The sequence below is a fragment of the Marilutibacter penaei genome (assembly GCF_014145395.1).
Taxonomy (GTDB): domain Bacteria; phylum Pseudomonadota; class Gammaproteobacteria; order Xanthomonadales; family Xanthomonadaceae; genus Marilutibacter; species Marilutibacter penaei.
The window spans coordinates 111621-131284 of sequence record NZ_JACHTE010000003.1; the positions used below are offsets into that span (position 1 = coordinate 111621).

The 19664-nt window shown below is 69.4% G+C and carries 16 protein-coding genes and 1 pseudogene; 9 read left to right on the forward strand and 8 right to left on the reverse strand.

Annotated elements, in window-relative coordinates:
* The first annotated feature begins 9 nt into the window (after nucleotides 1-9).
* Together H4F99_RS04705 and eda are read left to right on the forward strand one after the other, a co-directional pair.
* Complete coding sequence (locus tag H4F99_RS04705; protein WP_182668577.1) at nucleotides 10-1026, forward strand: sugar kinase; 1017 nt, start codon at nucleotides 10-12, stop codon at nucleotides 1024-1026.
* Nucleotides 1013-1678 (forward strand): bifunctional 4-hydroxy-2-oxoglutarate aldolase/2-dehydro-3-deoxy-phosphogluconate aldolase, encoded by a 666-nt coding sequence (gene eda / locus H4F99_RS04710; protein WP_182668578.1) that lies wholly within the window; start codon nucleotides 1013-1015, stop codon nucleotides 1676-1678. The genes H4F99_RS04705 and eda overlap by 14 nt, the downstream gene beginning before the upstream one ends.
* 9 nt (nucleotides 1679-1687) lie before the next feature.
* On the opposite strand, the gene H4F99_RS04715 is transcribed toward eda, so the two are convergent.
* The 4 genes and pseudogenes from H4F99_RS04715 to H4F99_RS04730 form a co-directional block, all read right to left on the reverse strand.
* Entirely contained in the window at nucleotides 1688-2488 is an 801-nt protein-coding gene (locus H4F99_RS04715; RefSeq protein WP_182668579.1) for an endonuclease/exonuclease/phosphatase family protein, read from the reverse strand.
* Nucleotides 2489-2493: 5 nt separating this feature from the next.
* On the reverse strand, nucleotides 2494-3369 hold the full coding sequence (locus H4F99_RS04720; protein WP_182668580.1) for a thiol:disulfide interchange protein DsbA/DsbL: 876 nt from the start codon (nucleotides 3367-3369) through the stop codon (nucleotides 2494-2496).
* Nucleotides 3370-3483: 114 nt separating this feature from the next.
* Complete coding sequence (locus H4F99_RS04725) at nucleotides 3484-4146, reverse strand: thiol:disulfide interchange protein DsbA/DsbL (protein WP_182668581.1); 663 nt, start codon at nucleotides 4144-4146, stop codon at nucleotides 3484-3486.
* A gap of 330 nt (nucleotides 4147-4476) precedes the next feature.
* Nucleotides 4477-5274 (reverse strand): annotated as a pseudogene (locus H4F99_RS04730) (c-type cytochrome); the annotation flags it as partial.
* 137 nt (nucleotides 5275-5411) lie between these two features.
* Here H4F99_RS04730 and yihA point away from each other — a divergent pair.
* The gene (gene yihA, locus H4F99_RS04735) at nucleotides 5412-6017 is read left to right on the forward strand and encodes a ribosome biogenesis GTP-binding protein YihA/YsxC (RefSeq protein ID WP_182668583.1); all 606 of its coding nucleotides are present in this window, start codon (nucleotides 5412-5414) and stop codon (nucleotides 6015-6017) included.
* A gap of 136 nt (nucleotides 6018-6153) precedes the next feature.
* A complete protein-coding gene (locus H4F99_RS04740) occupies nucleotides 6154-7518 on the forward strand; it encodes a glutamate--cysteine ligase (RefSeq protein ID WP_182668584.1) in 1365 nt (454 codons plus the stop codon).
* 12 nt (nucleotides 7519-7530) lie between these two features.
* On the opposite strand, the gene H4F99_RS04745 is transcribed toward H4F99_RS04740, so the two are convergent.
* The gene (locus tag H4F99_RS04745; protein WP_182668585.1) at nucleotides 7531-8475 is read right to left on the reverse strand and encodes a hypothetical protein; all 945 of its coding nucleotides are present in this window, start codon (nucleotides 8473-8475) and stop codon (nucleotides 7531-7533) included.
* A 143-nt stretch (nucleotides 8476-8618) separates the two neighbouring features.
* On the opposite strand from H4F99_RS04745, the gene ppc reads away from it, so the two are divergent.
* From ppc to H4F99_RS04770, 5 genes are all read left to right on the forward strand, one after another.
* Entirely contained in the window at nucleotides 8619-11372 is a 2754-nt protein-coding gene (ppc, locus tag H4F99_RS04750; protein ID WP_182668586.1) for a phosphoenolpyruvate carboxylase, read from the forward strand.
* Between the two features lie 9 nt (nucleotides 11373-11381).
* The gene (locus tag H4F99_RS04755) at nucleotides 11382-11990 is read left to right on the forward strand and encodes a DNA-3-methyladenine glycosylase I (protein WP_182668587.1); all 609 of its coding nucleotides are present in this window, start codon (nucleotides 11382-11384) and stop codon (nucleotides 11988-11990) included.
* A 112-nt stretch (nucleotides 11991-12102) separates the two neighbouring features.
* Complete coding sequence (locus H4F99_RS04760; RefSeq protein ID WP_182668588.1) at nucleotides 12103-13212, forward strand: S-(hydroxymethyl)glutathione dehydrogenase/class III alcohol dehydrogenase; 1110 nt, start codon at nucleotides 12103-12105, stop codon at nucleotides 13210-13212.
* A 198-nt stretch (nucleotides 13213-13410) separates the two neighbouring features.
* Nucleotides 13411-14241 carry an S-formylglutathione hydrolase gene (gene fghA, locus H4F99_RS04765; RefSeq protein WP_182668589.1) on the forward strand — a complete coding sequence of 277 codons (831 nt, stop codon included), beginning with the start codon at nucleotides 13411-13413 and terminating at the stop codon, nucleotides 14239-14241.
* 3 nt (nucleotides 14242-14244) lie between these two features.
* Complete coding sequence (locus H4F99_RS04770; protein WP_182668590.1) at nucleotides 14245-14598, forward strand: VOC family protein; 354 nt, start codon at nucleotides 14245-14247, stop codon at nucleotides 14596-14598.
* Between the two features lie 6 nt (nucleotides 14599-14604).
* On the opposite strand, the gene H4F99_RS04775 is transcribed toward H4F99_RS04770, so the two are convergent.
* The 3 genes from H4F99_RS04775 to H4F99_RS04785 form a co-directional block, all read right to left on the reverse strand.
* Nucleotides 14605-14961, reverse strand: coding sequence for a hypothetical protein (locus H4F99_RS04775; RefSeq protein WP_182668591.1), 357 nt, complete (start codon nucleotides 14959-14961; stop codon nucleotides 14605-14607).
* Between the two features lie 121 nt (nucleotides 14962-15082).
* Nucleotides 15083-18517 carry an amidohydrolase family protein gene (locus tag H4F99_RS04780; protein WP_182668592.1) on the reverse strand — a complete coding sequence of 1145 codons (3435 nt, stop codon included), beginning with the start codon at nucleotides 18515-18517 and terminating at the stop codon, nucleotides 15083-15085.
* Between the two features lie 98 nt (nucleotides 18518-18615).
* Nucleotides 18616-19560 (reverse strand): DegV family protein, encoded by a 945-nt coding sequence (locus H4F99_RS04785; RefSeq protein WP_182668593.1) that lies wholly within the window; start codon nucleotides 19558-19560, stop codon nucleotides 18616-18618.
* Nucleotides 19561-19664: the final 104 nt, after the last annotated feature.

The window sequence follows — 19664 nt, forward strand, 5'->3', positions numbered from 1 at the left end:
GAGCCCTGAATGCCCACGCCTTCCCTTCTCTGTTTCGGCGAACTGCTGCTGCGCCTCGGCGCGCCCGGTCGACAGACGTTCCTGCAGACACCGGCCTTCGACGTCCACGTCGGTGGTGCCGAGGCGAACGTGGCGGTCTCGCTGGCGCGCTTCGGCGACCCGGTCGGCATGGCGAGCGTGGTCGCCGACAATGCGCTTGGGCTGCATGCCAAGGGCGAGCTGCGTCGACACGGCGTCGACACCGCGCGCGTGCGCGCCGCGCCGGGCCGCATGGGCCTGTACTTCCTGGAAACCGGCGCGGGCCATCGGCCAAGCGATGTGTTGTACGACCGCGCGAACTCGGCGTTCACCCTGGACACGCAATACGACTGGGCGCGTTGCCTGGACGGGGTCGCCTGGTTGCACATGTCCGGCGTGACGCCCGCACTCAGCCAGGCCTGTGCCGACGCTGCGGTGGCTGCCGCGGAAGCCGCGGTGGCGGCCGGCGTGCAGGTGAGCTTCGACGGGAACTTCCGCGCGAAACTCTGGCAAGCCTGGGAGAGCGATCCGCCTGCGGTGCTCCGCCGGCTGATGTCGAGTGCCACCCTGCTGTTCGCCGACCACCGCGACATGGGGGTCGTGCTGGGCGTCGAATGCGATGCCGACGCCATCGAGGACAAGGTCGTCCAGGCCGCGCGCCATGCCTTCTCCGCGTTCCCGCATGCGCGTTACCTGGCCTGCACCCAGCGTCGGCAGCATGACGTCGACCACCACGAGCTGTCCGCGATGCTGGTCGAACGCGATGGCACCGTGCATGCCACGCCGCGCCACGCGCTCAACAACGTGGTCGATCGGATCGGCGGGGGCGATGCCTTCGCGGCGGGCGTGCTGCACGGCCTGTTGAACGGGCAGGCACCGGGGGATGCGCTGGCCTTCGGCCTGGGTGCCGCGTGCCTCAAGCACTCCATCCACGGCGATTTCAACCTGGCGCGAGTGGCCGATGTCGAGCACTTCCTCGGCGAGGAGGGCTTCCATGTCCGTCGCTGAGGCATCGATCGCCGCGGGAAGCGGCACGGACGCACGGTGGGCCGACCTGCTTCGCGGCGATCGCGTCGTCCCCGTGTACACCCCGGCGAGTGTCGAGGAAGCGGTGGCGGTCGGCGAAGCGCTGCTTCGCGGCGGGCTGCACACGGTGGAGGTCACCCTGCGCACGCCGGTGGCGTTGGACGCGGTGAGGGCCCTCTCCGGGGCCTGCCCCGGACTGGCCGTGGGGGCCGGCACGATCCTGGACGTGGCCCAGATGGAGCAGGCCCATGCCGCTGGAGCGCGCTTCGCGGTGTCCCCGGGCGGTTCGCCGGCCCTGATGCAGGCCGCGGTGTCGCTGGAGCTCGCTTACCTGCCGGGCGTCGCCACCGGAAGCGAGTTGATGACCGGCCTTGCCGCCGGCTACCGCACGTTCAAGGTATTCCCGGCGGAGCCGATCAATGCACTGGGCCTGCTCAAGGCCTGGGCGTCGCCCTTCGCCGCGGCGCGGTTCTGTCCGACCGGTGGGATCGACCCGGTGCGGGCGCGCGAATACCTGGCGTTGCCCAATGTCGTCTGCGTCGGGGGATCGTGGCTGACGCCTGCCGATGCCCTTGCCACCGGAGACTGGGCCGAGGTGGAGCGCCGCGCGCGCGATGCCGCGTCGATCGACTGAAACCCTTCGCTACCTGCGCAGCGCCTCGGCGGGGATATCGAGGTGCATCGACAGGGCCAGGTGGTCCGACCACGCGGCCGGCAACGCCAGCGCATCCGCGCAGGCCAACTGGTCGCTGGCCAGGATGTGGTCGATCGCCCGCTTGGGCCGCCAGCTGGGGAACGTGGGCACCTCGCAGGCCGGCGGCTGCAGGCGGGTGCGCCGGAACAGCGCCTGCATTTCCGGCCGGTCCACCGGAGCGTTGAAGTCGCCCATCAGCACGGCGTGCGGGTGGTCATGCAGCAGTTCGGCGATGAACGACAGTTGCGATGCACGCGACTGCTTGCCAAGCGAGAGGTGGGCGATCGCCACGACCAGGCCGAGGTCGCCTTCGCCGAAGCGCGCCAGCAGCACCCCGCGTCCCGCGATCCGCCCGGGCAGCGCGTGGTCGGTGACTTCCAGTGGCTCCAGCTTGCTGAGCAGTCCGTTCGCACTGGAGGCGACGCCGCCCACGCTGCGGTTGGGCTGGTGGCTCCAGTAGTCGAAGCCGCCGCGCTGGGCGAGGTAGTGCGTCTGGTTGGTGAACCCCGAGCGCAAGCTGCCGGGATCGCTTTCATTGAGTCCGACGATGTCGTGCTCGCCGGCCAGCCGGGCAATCGCATCCAGTGCGCCGCGCTTGTTGCCCGCCGGCAGCACGTGCGACCAGCTCCGCGTCGCGTAGTCGCTGTAGCGGCGGGTGCTGGAGCCGGCCTGGATGTTCGCGCTGAGCAGGCGCAGGCGGCGCCGGTCGTCCGGGGTGGACAACGGGACGGCGGGCGCCGCTTCGGTCATGGCGCTTACTCGGCGGCTGCGGTGTCGTCGGCCGGGCTGGATTCGGCGGGCTCGGCCGTGTCCGCGGGCGCCATGGCGGCACGCTCCATCGCGACCAGGTGGTCGGCGATCCGCAGGCGGTCCTCGAAGCTCTGGCCACCGGTCACGCGGTACTTGCCGTTGACGACCAGGTCCGGGGTGGACTGTACGCCGCTGCGGGTCAGGAACTGCGCGGCGCGCTTGAGCTTGCCGTTGACGCCGAAGCTGGACATGGTGCTGGCGAACTTGTCCGCGTCCACACCGTACTTGACGTAGAACGCCGCGATCTCGTCATTGCTCGCCACCTTCGGCGGCTGGGGCATGGAACGCTCGACGTGGACCGCGCGGAACACGTCATCGTGGCTCTGCTCGAGCACGCCCAGCGACTCGGCGGCATAGTACGCCCGGGCATAAGGCTCCCAGTAACCGCCGAACGGCGCAGCAAGCGCCACGACCTTCACGTCGGCGGGCTGGCGGGACTTCCAGGCCTCGAAGATCGGCTCGAAGGCCGCGCAGTGGGGGCAGGTGTAGCCGAACACCTCCACGACTTCGATCTTGCCCATCGCCGGGGCGAAGGGCTGCCCGCCGGTGATCTCGGCATAGTCGGTTCCTGCCACGGGCGCCGGTCCCTCGGGCGGCACCACGGGATTGTTGTTCGGGGCCGCGGGGGCGGTGGCGCCGGACGGGGAGGCGGTGCCGCTCGCGGCCGGGCCGTCGACCGCTTCGGGGACGGCGGCGGTAGGCGCAGCCGCTTCGCTGGCGGCGGGCGCGGGCACGCTGGACGGCTCGGCGCTTTCCTGCTGCGCGCAGGCACCCAGGAACATCGATGCGGCGAGGACGAAGGGAAGCAGGCGGACGGTCATCGGGTGTTCTCCGTTTTCTGACGGGTTTCGGACGGTCGGGGCGGGCGTATCGTCCGTTCGGGTTCAAGGATACCGGTACCGGCCCGGCGGGACGTGGGACGCGGCTGTCGGGGTTCAGTCACGCTCTGCACGTATCCGCGCGACGAGGGCCTCGGCGATGCGGAGATTGTCCTCGAGCGTGCGCGCGGTTACCCGGTAGCGGCCGTCGACGATCAGCGTCGGGGTGCCGGTCACCCCACTGTTCATGGCGAACTCGCGGGCCCGCTGCACCTGCTTTTCGCGCGCGGGGGCATGGGCGGCCGTGCGGAAACGGTCCGCGTCGACCCCAAGGCCCGCATAGAAGGCAGTGATCTCGTCGAGCGTCGGATTGGCCGGCAGGCTTCGTTCGGCGTGGATGCCCGTGAACGTGGCCGCGTGCGTACGGGCGAGGCCATCGACGGCCTGCGATGCGAAGTACGCGATCGAAAGGGGCTCGTCCGCGGCACGGGGAAGGGGCAGGTACTCGACACGCACGTCCGCGGGGCGGGACTGCTTCCAGCGCTCGAGCATCGGCTCGAAGTTGGCGCAGTGATGGCACCAGTAGCCGAACACCTCGACTACCTCGATCCGGTCCGGATCGGCGGCATTCCAGCGCTTGGGCTGGGGAATGGAGGCATAGTCCACCCCTTCCACCGGCTCTGCGGCCCGGCTGGCGAACGGCAATGCGGCCAGCAGGACCAGGAGCAGGACCGTCGGCAGGCGAGGCAGCAATCGGGGCGGGACGGCTCGGACGGGCATGGGCGGACCTCGGTTTCTGGACGATGGGCAGGCCGGGGTGGCGCCCCGGAACGTGAAACGCCGGCCGTGTGGCACGGCCGGCGTCAGCGGTCGCGCCTCCGGCCGCGCGACCGTGTGCTCCGGTCAGACCCCGCCGGGCACGAATGGTTCCGGGGCCGCTCAGCCCTGCGGCGCGGCATCCGCGTCAGGCGCCGGCGCGGCTTCGGCGTCGGTCCCGGAATCGTCGGCAGGGGCCTCATCCAACGGCTCCCCGGCAGCGGCGTCGTCCGAACCGTCGGCGTCGCTCGCGGCCTCGACCGCGGGCGCCTCGACGGCGGTCGAGGCCTCCGGGGCGGGGGCCGGGGCCGGGGCATCAGCGGCGGCGAAGTCCATCGCCCGCGGGTGCAGGCCCTGCAGGTAGCTGGCCAGCGCGCCGATCTCTTCGTCGGTCAGGTCGGCGGCAACCGTGGCCATTACGTTGAACAGGTGCGGGTCCGCCTCGCTGGTGGTGCCGGCGCGATACTCTTCAAGCCGGCGCTGCGTATAGGCCGACTGCTGGCCGCCGATGTGCGGATAGGCGGGGCCCGGATTGCCGGCACCATCGGGCCCGTGGCAGGCCAGGCAGGCCGGGATGCCGCGTGCCAGGTCGCCCGAGCGGAACAGCTTCTCGCCGATCTCGTAGAAACGCAGGCCTTCGTTCGGGCCGCTGGTGACCGGGGTGTCGTCGGCCACGCCGGCGCCGGAGGTCTGCGTGGCGAAGAACGCGCCGATGTCGCGCATGTCCTGGGACGAGAGCGGATCCGCGAACGGCTTCATCACCGCGGCCATGCCGGAATGACGCTCGCCGCTCTTGAACAGCGCCAGCTGGTGGGCGATGTAACGCTCATTCTGTCCGGCAATGCGGGGGTACTGCGGATCGGACGGATTGCCATCCGGCCCATGGCACGCGGCGCAGGCGGCGGCCTTGGTCGCGCCGGCCTCGGCGTCGCCCCAGGTCGCCGGACCCGCGTCTTCGGCCGCGCTGGTCAAGGGCGCGGCTTCCACCGGGGCTTCTTCCGGCAGGGGGGTGACCGTGGTCTGGGCATAGGCTGCAGCGGCAACCGCCAGCGCGGCGACGCTGATCATGCCGAGGACGCGGGCTTGGCTCATCAGGCTGGGCTCCGAAAACTTCCTGGGGGCGATGCAGATGCACCGCCGGAACCGTGGAATTATCGTCGCCCCCCGCGGGCGGGTCAACGCGCGCGCCCGGAGAGCCGCGACGGGGCCTGCCGTGCGATCCTATCCCCATGGCCAATCCCCTTGCCCGCGCCCGCTACCTGCTGGCTGCCCACACCCCCGCCCAATTGCCTCCCGACGGCGGGTTCGAGGTGGCCTTCGCCGGGCGCTCCAATGCCGGCAAGTCCACCGCGCTCAACGCGCTGTGCCAGCAGAACGCGCTGGCGAGGGTCTCCAAGACGCCCGGGCGTACCCAGCAACTGGTGTTCTTCGACATTCCCCCGAACACAGACCGCTACCTAGTCGACCTGCCCGGCTATGGCTACGCGAAGGTTCCCAAGGACCTGCAGGCGCACTGGCAGGCCTTCCTGGACCGCTATTTCCAGAACCGGGACGCCCTCAAGGGCCTGGTGGTGGTGATGGACATCCGCCACCCGCTGAAGGAGTACGACCGGCAGATGCTCGGGTACGCGGTCAACCGCGGGTTGCCGGCCCATGCGCTGCTGACCAAGGCCGACAAGCTGGGACGGGGACAGCAGGGCATGGCCTTGCAGGCGGTTCGCAAGGAACTCAAGGCGAACTTTGGCGACATCGTCAGCGTGCAGACGTTTTCCGGCGCGGCGAAGCTCGGCGTCGACGAGGCCCGCGAGGTCGTGGGGCGCTGGCTGGCGCTCTGAGGCGCGCCCGCTTCACGCGCGCCGCGGTGCCATGGACGGGTGCGCAGTGTTCCGCCCATGGCGTTGCCGGCGTCCGCGTGCCCGTTAAACTGCCCGCACCCCGTGGCGGATGCGCCGCCCCCCGACCGAGGTAGACGTGTCCGGCCCCAGCAACGTCAAGGACGCCAGGATCGAGAGCCGCGACGACCTGCTCGAGTTCATCGGCGGGGAGCCACGGCCGCGAGCGGCCTGGAAGATCGGCACCGAGCACGAGAAGTTCGGCTTCCGCACCGACGACCTGCGCCCACCGTCGTTCGATGGCGACCGCGGCATCGAAGCGGTGCTGAAAGGGCTGGTCCGCTTCGGCTGGGAGGAGGTCAGCGAGAACGGGCGCGTGATCGCCCTGACCCGCGATGGCGCTTCAGTCTCCCTGGAGCCGGCGGGACAGCTCGAACTGTCGGGGGCGCCGCTCGACAACCTCCACCAGACCTGCCACGAGGCGGCCACCCACCTGCGTGAACTGCGTACCGTCGCCGAGCCGATGGGCCTGGGCTTCCTGGGCATGGGCTTCCAGCCGAAGTGGCGGCGGGAGGACATGCCGTGGATGCCGAAGGGGCGCTACCGGATCATGCGCGACTACATGCCGAAGGTCGGCTCGCTCGGCCTCGACATGATGACGCGCACCTGCACGGTTCAGGTGAACCTCGATGTCGGCGGCGAGGCCGACATGGTGAAGAAGTTCCGCGTCTCGCTGGCGCTGCAGTCGGTGGCAACCGCGCTGTTCGCCGATTCGCCGTTCACCGAGGGCCGGCCGAACGGCTATCTCAGCTACCGCTCCCAGATATGGACCGATACCGACGCCGACCGCACCGGCCTGCTCGACTTCGTGTTCGAGGATGGCTTCGGTTACGAGCGTTACGTCGACTACCTGCTCGACGTGCCGATGTACTTCATATATCGCGATGGCACGTACATCGATGCGAGCGGTCAGTCCTTCCGCGACTTCCTCGAAGGCCGGCTGCCGGCGTTGCCGGGCGAGACGCCGCTGCTGCGCGATTGGGCCGACCACTGCACCACGGTGTTTCCCGAAGTCCGGTTGAAGAAGTACCTGGAAATGCGCGGTGCCGACTCGGGACCGTGGAACCGGATCTGCGCATTGCCCGCGTTCTGGGTCGGCCTGCTCTATGACGACACCGCGCTCGACGCCGCCTGGGACCTCGTCAAGGACTTCAGCCTCGCCGAGCTGCACGCGTTGCGTGATGGCGTGCCCCGCCACGGCTTCAGGCTGCCGTTCCGTGGCGGCAGCGTCCTGGACCTGGCCCGTCGCGCGCTGGAAATCTCCGCGCACGGCCTGCGTCGACGGGATCGGCTTGGCGTCGAGGCGCGCGACGAGGTGCACTACCTGGAACCCCTGATGGAGTTCGTTGAAGCGGGGATCACCCCGGCGGAACGCAAGCTGGAGCTGTTCCACGGTGCGTGGAACGGTTCGATCGATCCCGTCTTCCGTGAGTTCGCTTATTGAGGACGGGTCCGCTCAGCGCCGTTGCAGCGTCCGGTTGCCGACGGCCCCCATGGTGATGGAGACGCGTACGGTCGTCGGGCGATCGCCTTCGAACGGACTGAAGCGATACCGGGCCAGGCAGCGAGCCAGCACGTCGACCGTCTCGGTATTCGGGACGAAGTTTTCAAGCACGACGCGACCGGTTTCCCCGGAAGGCAGGACTTCCACGATCCACGACGCCGAGGCGGAGCCCACGCCTTCGATGACATTCTGGTAGCAGGTTTCCGCTTCGGGCAGCACGTGGGTAAGCACGGGATCCTGCGCGGAGATACGGCCGCGCCGCCCTTCGAAACGGTCGCGCATGCGGGCCGCGACGGCTTCGCCGTGGGTCGCGAGGTAATCGTCGAGGTCCTCGCGGATGGTCCGGCGGGACAGCGGCGGGCGGGTCAGCCGGCGGGCGACCAGGTCGCTGCGGGCCAGCAGGTGGCTGTTGTAAGCCGATCGCATGAATCGCGCTGACTCGGTCTCGTCGACGTAGTCCGCCTGCACGTCCTGTACGAAATGCAGGTAGACCTGGGTCCACTGCATCGCCTCGCGTGCGTGGGCGTGTCGCATCTCCATTTCCGCGAGGTCGGCATACGCAGGCAGGTAACCGTCCTCCGCCATGGGCAGGATCAGCGCCCGGGCCTTCTCCACGTCCTGCGGTAGCGGGTTGCCGGGGAGGTACGGGCCGTGCCGGTACAACTGGCCCAGGGTGTAGCCGAACTCGGGGCAGTCGGTCCGCGTCGCCAGCCCCTCATAGGCAGCGAGGGCGGCGGATCGGCGCTCCTCCGGTGCCGCCGGGTCCAGCAGGTCGAGGATCGCGTCGTGCGGCAGCGAGGCATAGGCGACGTCACAGGCCGTGCCATTGCCCTGCCGTTCGACGGCGTGGGCGGGCAGCGCCAGCAGCAGCCACCCGATGATGAGTCCGTATTTCATCCCCCGTCCCCCAGCGTCCCGGACGCACTGCCGCCCCGGTTGGCAGCGCGAGGACTATCGCATGGCCGGTTGTCCACGGATAGACGTCTGGTTGCGGCCGCAACCAACGGGCAGTGCTTGTTGCAGTGCGGTAGGCTGGGGGGATGAGTCAGACACCTCCCCCCGCCGTCGAACCTTCCGAAGAGCCCCTGCGCAGCGTCGATTTCGCGCCTACCGATGCCCTGTTGCGCGAGGACGTGAAAACCCTGGGCGCCCTGGTGGGCGAAATCCTGGCCGAACAGCGCGGTCCTGCTTTCCTCGAGGAAGTGGAAGGGCTGCGCCGGACGGCCATCCGCCGTCGCGAGTCCGGCGGACCGGTCGACGAACTGGCCGGGGCGCTGGCCGGCATCGAGCTTTCGCAGGCCAGCGACCTCGTGCGTGCGTTCGCGACCTATTTCCAGGCCGTCAACCTGGCCGAACGTGTGCACCGCATCCGCCGCCGCCGCGACTACGAGCGCAGTGGCGCGCGGCCGCAGCCCGGCAGCCTGCGCGACGTGCTCGGCGGGCTGGCCCGGCAAGGGGTGAGCGCGGAAGAGGTGGCGGCCCTGCTGCCGCGCCTGCGCATCGAGCCGGTGTTCACCGCCCACCCGACCGAAGCCGTGCGACGCGTCCTGCTCGAGAAGGAACGGCAGATCGTCAGCTGCCTGGTCGACGACATCGACCGTGGCCTGACGCCTGCGGAACGCCGGGCGGATCGCGAGCGCATGCGGCAGGCGCTGACGGCCAGCTGGCAGACCGCGGAGGCGCCGGTGGCCAAGCCGAGCGTCGCCGACGAATTCGAGCACGTGGGTTTCTACCTGTCCGAAGTCCTGTACAAAGTGCTGCCCGTCTTCCATGAAGCGTTCGACGAGGCCTTGCGCGAGACCTACGGCCTGGACGACGTGCTGCCCCCCCTGCTGGGTTTCGGCACCTGGGTGGGCGGCGACATGGACGGCAACCCGAACGTCGGCGCGGACACCATCGTGGCGTCGCTCGTGGGGCAGCGGGGCCTGGTCCTGGCGGCGTACAAGCGCGATATCGCTGCGCTCGCCGAGTCGTTGAGCCAGTCGGTGCATCGCGTGGCCGTCGACGACGCGGTGCTGGAACGCCTGCAGGCCTACCGGTCCCTCCTGCCCCGCGCGGCCGAGCGCCTGCGTCCGCGCCATGCGGACATGCCGTATCGCAACCTGCTGGCGCTGATGGCCGATCGCCTCGACCTGACCGCCGCGGAAGCCCCGGACGGCTATCCGGATGCCGCGGCGTTCCTGGAGGACGTGGAGGCGATCGAAGCGAGCCTCGCCGCGAACGGCGGCGCCCACGCCGGCCTGTTCGCGGTGCGCCGTCTGCGCCGTCGCGCGCAGTGCTTCGGCTTCCACCTCGCCAGCCTGGACCTGCGGCAGGATTCCGCCGTCCACGATGCGGCGCTGTCAGCGGTCCTGGAAGATGCCGACTGGGCGTCCCGCCCCGCCGGGGAACGGGCCGCACGCCTGCACGGCATCGTGTCCGGCGAAGACGAAGTGCCCGCGGTGGAGCCGGATCCGGCCGCTTCCGTGCTCGCGGTGTTCCGGGCCGTCGCCGAGCTGCGTCCGCGCTTCGGCGAGCGCGCATTCGGGCCTTACATCATCAGCATGAGTCGCAGTGCCGCGGATGCGCTGGCGGTCCTCGCGCTGGCCCGTGTCGCACGCTGCATGGACGACGAGGGGCACGTCCCGCTCGACGTCGCGCCCCTGTTCGAGACGGTCGACGACCTCGCGGCCGCGCCGTCCACGCTCAAGGCGCTGTTCGCCGACCCGCACTACCGGGCCCATCTCGCGTCCCGCGGCAATCGCCAGGTGGTGATGCTGGGGTACTCCGACAGCGCGAAGGACGGCGGCATCGTCGCGTCGCGCTGGGCCCTGCAGCAGACCCAGGTGGAGCTGACGCGGCTGGCCGAGGAAAGCGGCATCCGGATCGCGTTCTTCCACGGTCGCGGCGGGTCGCTGAGTCGCGGCGGGGGCAAGACCGAGCGGGCGGTGATCGCCGCGCCGCGCGGCTCGGTGGACGGTTACCTGCGCCTGACCGAACAGGGCGAAGTGATCCATCGCAAGTACGGCATCCGCGCGATCGCGCTGCGCAACCTCGAGCAGACCACCGGTGCCGTGCTGCGCGCCACCCTGCGCCCGCGCCCGCCGGAACCGCGCGAGGCCGAATGGCGACGCATCGCCGCCGGGCTCGCGGGGGATGCGCGGGCGCATTATCGGGCGCTGGTGCACGAGCACCCGGATTTTCCCGCCTATTTCCGGGCGGCGACCCCGATCGATGTGATCGAGCGCCTGCGTATCGGCTCGCGCCCGGCCAAGCGCGCCACCGGCGCCGGCGCGCCCGGCATCGGTACCCTGCGGGCGATCCCCTGGGTGTTCGCGTGGGCGCAGAACCGCTGCGGGATGACCGCGTGGTACGGCGTCGGCACCGCGCTGTCCAAGGCCCTGGACACGCACGGGCGCGAGGTCCTGGCCGAAATGGCGCGTGACTGGGCCTTCTTCGGAACCCTGGTCGACGACGTCGAGATGGTCCTGGCCAAGTCCGATCCGGACATCTTCGAGCGCTATTCGCGATTGTCGGGCGACCTGCATGCCCGCATGCATGCGGACATCGCCGGGGAGTTCGAGCGCACCCGCTCGGCCATCCTCACGATCAAGGGCGAGGATGACCTGCTGGCGTTCGACCGGCGCCTGGGGCAGTCGATCCGGCTGCGCAATCCCTATGTCGATCCGATCAGCCTGCTGCAGGTCGACCTGCTCGCACGCTGGCGCGAGGCCGGCAGTCCGGACGACGAACGCCTGCGCGCGCTGATGGCGACCGTGAACGGCATCGCCGCCGGCATCCAGAACACCGGTTGAGGTCCTGGCATGGCTGAGCCCTTCATCGGTCCGGATGGCGAGGCCCGCTGCCGCTGGTGCGGAGGGGCACCCGAGTTCCTCGACTACCACGACCGCGAGTGGGGGTTTCCGGTCGACGACGATCGCCGGCTGTTCGAGAAGTTGAGCCTGGAGGCATTCCAGTCGGGACTCAGCTGGCGGACGATCCTCGTCAAGCGCGAAAATTTCCGCCGCGCGTTCGAGGGCTTCGACTTCGACAGGGTGGCCGCCTTTGGCGCCGATGACGTCGAGCGCCTGCTGGGGGACCCGGGCATCGTCCGCCATCGCGGCAAGATCGAAGCGGTGATCCACAATGCGGGGCGGGCCCGGGCGCTGGTGGAGGAGGCCGGATCGCTGGCGGCCTTCTTCTGGTCCTTCGAGCCGGATGCCGCCTCGCTCCCACCGCCGCAGAGCGCCTCCACCTCGCCCGCCTCCATCGCCCTGTCCAAGGCGCTCAAGAAGCGCGGCTGGAAGTTCGTCGGGCCCACCACCGCCTACGCTTTCATGCAGGCAATGGGCCTGTTGAACGACCATGTCGCTCCCTGCGTGATCCGGGCCCGTGTCGAATCGGCGCGTCGCGGATTCACGCCGCCTGCTTGAGCAAAGCACCGCGACAGGGCGTGCACCGGCTTTCTGTCAGACTGGCGACCTGCATCGTCATCGGCGGCACGCGTGCCGCCGTGGCACCGCCATCCGTCACACAGGAGTCGCCATGAAGACCCGTGCCGCCGTTGCCTTCGAGGCCGGCCAGCCCCTCCGGATCGTCGAACTGGACCTCGAGCCCCCGCGCAAGGGCGAGGTGCTGGTGAAGATCAGCCACACCGGCGTTTGCCATACCGATGCCTTCACCCTGTCGGGCGAGGATCCGGAAGGCCTGTTCCCGGTCGTGCTGGGCCACGAGGGCGCGGGCGTGGTGGTCGAGGTCGGCGAGGGCGTCACCAGCGTCAAGCCGGGCGACCACGTGATCCCGCTGTACACCGCCGAGTGCGGCGAATGCCTGTTCTGCACCTCGGGCAAGACCAACCTGTGCACCTCGGTCCGCGCGACCCAGGGCAAGGGCGTGATGCCCGACGGCAGCAGCCGCTTCTCCTACAACGGCCAGCCGGTCCACCACTACATGGGCTGCTCGACCTTCAGCGAGTACACCGTGGTCGCCGAGGTGTCGCTGGCGAAGATCAACCCCGACGCCAACCACGAGCAGGTCTGCCTGCTCGGTTGCGGCGTGACCACCGGCATCGGCGCGGTCCACAACACCGCCAAGGTGCAGGAAGGCGATTCCGTCGCCGTGTTCGGCCTGGGCGGCATCGGCCTGGCGGTGATCCAGGGTGCGCGCCAGGCGAAGGCGGGCCGGATCATCGCGATCGACACCAATCCCGACAAGTTCGCGATGGCCACGTCGATGGGCGCGACCGACGTGGTCAACCCGAAGGACCATGAGGCGCCGATCCAGCAGGTCATCGTGGAGATGACGGGCTGGGGCGTCGACCATTCCTTCGAGTGCATCGGCAACGTCAACGTCATGCGGGCCGCACTGGAGTGCGCGCACCGTGGCTGGGGCCAGTCGGTGGTCATCGGCGTCGCCGGGGCCGGCCAGGAGATCAGCACGCGTCCGTTCCAGCTCGTCACCGGCCGCAAGTGGATGGGCACCGCGTTCGGCGGGGTGAAGGGCCGCAGCCAGTTGCCGGGCATGGTGGAGCAGGCGATGGCGGGCGAGATCGAGCTTGCGCCGTTCGTGACCCACACGCTGCCGCTGGAGCGGATCAACGAGGCCTTCGACCTGATGCACGAGGGCAAGTCGATCCGGACGGTGATTCACTTCTGATCGACGCTAACGCCGGCAACGCGAGCGCCAGCAACGTTTCCAGACGTGGGTGGGATTGGCTTTGCCGGACCGTATGCGGCATGGATGCCGCATCCGAGCCCCCATGGATGGGTTCACGGCGAGTCCGGCAAAGCCAATCCCACCCGCGTCCCACTGCGAACGCAAGAACGCCACCCGAACGCCATTGGATCCGCAACCATGCAGAAAATCGAATCCCACGCCTGTTTCGGCGGCCGCCAGGAAGTCTGGCAACACCTGTCCGGCGTCCTCGGCTGCGAGATGCGTTTCGGCGTCTACCTGCCGCCACAGGTGGCGCTCGGGCCCTGCCCGGTGCTGTACTGGCTGTCCGGCCTGACTTGCAGCGAGCAGAACTTCATCACCAAGGCAGGGGCCCAGCGGTATGCCGCGGAACACGGCTTGATCCTGGTCGCGCCCGATACCAGTCCGCGTGGCGAGGATGTCGTCGACGCTGACGGCTATGACCTCGGCAAGGGCGCCGGCTTCTACGTCAACGCGACCGAGGCGCCGTGGTCGCGCCACTACCGGATGCACGACTACGTGGTCGAGGAACTGCCGGCCCTGGTCGATGCCCACTTCCCGACCACCACCGCGCGCGGCATCAGCGGTCATTCGATGGGCGGCCACGGGGCGCTGGTGGTGGCGCTGCGCAACCCCGGGCGCTACCGCAGCGTCTCGGCGTTCTCGCCGATCGTCGCGCCGACGCGCGTGCCGTGGGGACAAAAGGCCTTCGGGGCCTACCTCGGGCTGGACACGGAAACCTGGCGCGAGTGGGATGCCTGCGAGCTGGTCGCCGGTGCGAAGGCGCGGCTGCCGCTGCTCGTCGACCAGGGCGAGGCCGACGAGTTCCTCGACCGGGAGCTGCAACCGTCGCGCCTGCAGGCCGCCTGCGAGGCTGCAGGCCATCCGCTGGAGTTGCGTCTGCAGCCCGGTTACGACCACAGCTATTACTTCATCGCCAGTTTCATCGGCGACCACATCGCGCACCATGCGCGCGCACTGAAGGAGTAGGCCATGCCCGCCGACCGCCGCATCAACTACATCGAGTTGCCTGCCGCCGACCTCGAGGCGGTCAAGGCGTTCTACGCCCGGGCGTTCGGCTGGACGTTCGTCGACTACGGTCCCGACTACGTGGCGTTCAACGATGGCGCGTTCGATGGCGGCTTCTTTCGCGCGCCCCTGAGTTCGAGCACGGCCAACGGAGCCGCGCTCGTCGTGCTTTACGCCGACGATCTGCAGGCGATGGTCGAGACCATCACCGCAGCGGGCGGGCACATCGTCAAGCCGGTCTTCGACTTCCCCGGTGGCCGGCGCTTCCATTTCGCCGACCCCGCCGGCAATGAACTGGCGGTCTGGTCCGCGGGCTGAGCCGGATCATGCGCCCGTCACGTCACGCAGCTGCCAGCCGGTGCCAGCCAGCAGCCGCAGCCGATGGCGCAGCACGTTACCCGGCAAGGCCGTCGTGACGATCAGCTCCACCTGCCCGCTCTTGTCCCGGCCCTCGACCCGCGCCCCCGGATCCGTACCCGCGAACTCAGCGGCCTCGGGGTCGTCTTCGGACTCGTCGACTTCGCGGGCGTCGACCCAGCGCTTGAACAGGCCATCCTCTCGCAGCGCCTCGCCGAGCTGCCGGGCGAATGCATCCGCGCCATGTGCGGTGAAGGCGAGGGCGGCATCTTCGCCACGCGCCCGGGCGGGATCGGGGAGGGTGATGTAGTAACGCAGTGCCATGGAATGTCCGGTTGCCATGCGGGATGCACAGCCTAGGCCGCCGGGGATTCGCGGCGAGTGAACGCAGCCGGGGCGCGCCGACGACGACACCACTCGGGGTGCCGTCGTCGCCCACGTGCCTTCAGTGGACGTGGCCGCCCGGCGCGCCGTGGCCCTTCGGGCAATGGCAGATCGCGGTGGGGCCGAATTCCAGCCCGAAGGTCTGGCCGTCGCGGTGGCGCTGCCAGTAGAACTCCGGTGCCGCCGCGCCGCGGTTGCCGATCTCCGCCATGTCGGCGTCGACGTCGAACAGGCGGCCATCGACCATCACGTAGCGGGTGTCGATCGTGCTGCGGATGTTCTCCAGCGGGTTGCTGTTGAGCACCACCAGGTCGGCCTGCTTGCCGGCCTCGATCGAACCCAGCTGCGATGCCAGCCCGAGCAGGTCAGCGCCATCGAAGGTCGCCGCGCGCAGCGCCTCGAAATTGCTGAAGCCGCCCTGGGTCAGCATCCAGGTCTCCCAGTTCGGCGACAGGCCCTGCAACTGGCCGTGGCCGCCGACCTGGATCTTCACCCCGGCGTCGCGCAGGACCTTCGCCGACTTCGCCACCTCGACGTGCCAGTAATCCCAGTCGGGCGCGGTCTCGCGGCGGATGCTGCGTGCGTCCAGCGTCTCGCGCGGGAAGAAGCGGTTGAGCTTGGCGTCCTCCCAGACATTGTCACGCGCATACCACCAGTACTCGCCCGACAGGCCGCCGTAGCTGACCACCAGGGTCGGCGTGTTGCGCACGTCGGTCTGCGACCACAGCTGCACCACGTCGCGGTACAGCGGCGCGACCGGGATGTTGTGCTCGATGCTGGTCGCACCGTCGAGGATCATCGTCATGTTGTGGTGGAAGGTGCTGCCGCCTTCCTCGACCACCAGCATGCCCAGCTCCCGTGCCGCCTGGTTGATCTGCTGGCGCTGCTCGCGCCGCGGCTGGTTGTAGCTCTTGACCGAGAACGCACCGTTGGCCTTCATGCGTGCGAGGTGGCCGCGGGCGTCGTCGAGCGAATTGACCACCGCCTTGAAGTCGCCATCCGCGCCGTACAGGATCGTGCCAGTGGAGAACACGCGCGGGCCGACCATCTCGCCCGCCTTCTGCAGCTCGCTTTCCGAGAACACGAACTCGGTCGTCGCCGACGGGTCGTGCATGGTGGTCACGCCGAAGGCGAGGTTGGTGTAGTACGCCCAGTTCTGCTGCGGCACCACGCCCTGGCCGAAGTGCGCCGCGTGCGCGTGCACGTCGACGTAGCCCGGCACGATGGTCTTGCCGCTGGCGTCGATCACGCGCGCTCCGGCGGGGACCGTGACGTCCGCACCGACTGCCTCGATCACGTCACCGCGCACGACCACCGTCCCGCGCTCGATCACGTCCTCGCGGTTCTCGGCATCGCGCATGGTGACGATGCGGGCGTTGGTGAAGGCGACCACGTCCTTCGGCGCGTCGACCGGCAGCTGCAGGCCGACCGGTATGCCACCGTCGTTGCTCGGCTCGGGAAGCTCGGCCGGTGCGCCGTCGACGAAGGCGAAGCTGTCGCGCAGCGCACGCGAGAAATAGCGGTCGCCGACCATCCAGTTCAGCGACTGGCTGTCCGCGCTCCAGTGCAGGTAGCTGCCGACGTTCTCGGTGACCTGTCGGACAGGCACCGCCTGGGTGTCCTTGCTCAGCTCGACCGGCTTGCCGGTGGTCGCCAGCGGTGCCACGTAGGCGTTGAACAGTTCGGTGAAGGCCACCCACTGGCCGTCCGGCGACAGGCTGACCGCGTCCACGTACTTGAGGTTGAACACCTCGCGCGGGTCCTCGCCGTTGAGGCCGACCGACATCAGCTTCTTTTCCATCCCGCCGCCAGCCAGGTAGTACACGCGCGTGCCGTCGGCGCTGAACTGCGGCGACTCGCCCGATTCGGCGATGCGCACCGGCGTGCCGCCCCCGCTGGGCATCACGTAGATCCCGCGGTCGCCGGACCACAGCGAACCGGTCAGGCCACCGCCGCCGGACTTGCTGTAGACGATGCGGCGCCCGTCGGGCGAGAAGCGCGGGCCGTAGTAGAAGCCCTTTTCCTGCGTCAGGCGCGTGCCGGTGCCGCCGCCGTTGGCGCTGCGGACGTAGATCGCGCCCATGCCGGCATCCGACCACGTGGTGTAAAGCAGCTTGCTGCCGTCGGGGCTGAAGCTCGGCTGGTACTCGTACACATTGCGGTTGGAGGTCAGTCGCTCGGGCTGGCCGTCCGGCAGGCGCTTGCGCCACAGCTGGCCAACCGCATGGAACACCAGGGTGCGGCCGTCGGCGCTGGTGGCGACGTCGCGGATCATCCGCGGCGTGAACATGCCTTCGTCGATGTGCTGCTCGAAGCGCAGCGGCTCGGCCACGGTCTGCTCGACGCTGGCGTTGAACGGAATGCCGCGCGCCTCGCCGCTGGCCATGTCAACGTTCCACAGCTTGCCCTGCGCCCAGACCACGACGGACTTCGAGTCCGGCGTCCAGTCGAAGTTGGCGTAGGGGCCGAAGATCGCCCACGCCTCCTGCTGGTCGTGCGACAGGCCGTCCCAGACGGGGCGCGTCTCGCCACTGGCGAGGTCGAGCACGTGCAGGACCGACTTGTCGCGGATGCGCTTGACGAAGGCCAGCGAGCGCCCGTCCGGCGAGGGCTGCGGACGCACCGCGCCACCCGGCGTGGCGATGATCGTCTCGATCTCGCCGCTCTCGCGGTCGAGGCGCTTGATCGCGTAGATCAGCCCGTGCGGGTTCTTGTTGTACTCGAAGGTAGTGCCGCCACTGACGTCCTCGGAGAAGTACACGTAGCGGCCGTCCGGCGATACCGCGGGCTCGCCGAGGTCCTGTTGGTCGTTCTTCTTCTCGGTCAGCTGGATGCCGCCGCTGGCCTCGCCGCTGGCGTGGTACATCCACAGCTCGCCGGCGCCCAGCGAGCGCGTCGAAGTGAAGTGCTTGCGGCCGATGATGAAGCGGCCGTCAGGCGTCCACGCCGGGTTGTTGAGCAGGCGGAAGTCTTCCTTGGTCACCTGCACGGGATTCGAACCGTCGACACCGATCCGCCACAGGTTGTTGCCACCGGCGCGGTCGGAGGTGAAGGCCAGTTCGCGGCCATTGGGCGAGAAGCGCGGCTGCACATCCCAGGCCGGACCGGAGGTCACGCGGCGTGCGCTGCCGCCGCCGATCGGCAGGGTGTACAGGTCGCCCAGCAGGGAGAACGCCAGGGTGCGGCCATCGGGCGAGACGTCGACGTCCATCCAGGTGCCTTCGTCGGTGTCGAAACGCACGGTGTGGACCGGGCCGTGCGGCGCGCTGACATCCCACTTCGCCTCTTCGGCTTCTTCGCCGGGGCTGGTGCGACCGCGCGCCGTGGTGGGATCGGCCACCGCCGGGTCGGTGCCGGCCGGGTCGAGCGCATCTTGCTCGAGCTGGGCTTCGCGGTCCTCCTGCGCGTCAGCGGGCGGGTCCTGGGCGAAAGCGGGCAGGGCGGGCAGGGTCAGGGCGCTGGACAGCGCCACGGCGAGCAGGCGGCGGGACAACATCAATGGGATTCCCCGGGCAACAAGACCCCGCAGCGTAACCCGCCGCGGGTCAGGCAGCCCCGGGTCGAAAGTCGTGGTGGCGCGACGTGCCTGCCGGGTCAGGTGAACTCCGGCGTGCGCTCCGCGGCGAAGGCCACGACCACGGCTCCCTTGCCGACGTTGACCATGCCGGTCAGGCTCATCACGCTCTCGAACACCTCGATGTTGTGCGCCTTGCATACCTCGATGAGGTGCGTGTACCCCGGGAGGGCGCGCATGTGTTCAAGCTCGCCGCCGTAGCTCAGGCACAGCGTCGGGGTCATCAGGCCCTTCTCCACCTCGCGGGCGGCATGCTTGAAGAGGCGCTCCACCGCTGCATCGAAGCCCTTGATCTTCGCCGCCGGCCGGGTCTCGCCGCGATACCCCAGCAGCACCGGCTTGATGTCCAGCGCGCTGCCCAGCGTGGCGCTCAGCAGGCTCACGCTGCGGTCGTTCTTCTTGCGGGCACGGGCACGCAGGTAATACAGGTCCGGCGGGATCATGTAGCCGTGCGTGTGCAGCGCGATGTTCTCCAGCCGTGCGCGGATCTTCGGCGCGCCCTCGCCGGCATCGCGCAGGCGGATCGCCTCGACCGCGGTGATGCCCTGCGCCGCGAACAGGTTCTGGGTATCGATCACGCGCAATGCGAACGGCGTGTTGTTGCCCGCCGCCGCACGCACCGGCTTGTAGTCGTTGAGGATCGCGAAGCTCGCCTGCTGGGCGTTGTCGTAGATCGGGCTGCGCGACTTCGTGATCGTCATGCAGAACACGTAGTCGTAGTCGATCACCAGCCGTTCGATGAACAGGTCGTGGATCTGCTGGACCGTGAACGGCATGGTTTCCGCCTCGGCGCCACGCTCGGCGACGTGGGCGTGCAGGAACTCCAGGGTCGCCTCTTCGTCGCGGTGGTCGGCGAGGACGGCTTCGCCGATGCGGACGGTGATGGGCAGTACGGTGACGTCGTGTCGTTGCAGATAGTCCAGCGGCAGGTCGCATGCCGAGTCCACGACGAGACCGATGCGCATGAGGGGCGACTCCAGGGGCGAGGTGACGCCTGCAGAATAGCGTGACGCCGGTCTCGGCTCATGCTGCAACGCGGCAGTGGTTGCGTGCGGGTGGCCAAGGGCCA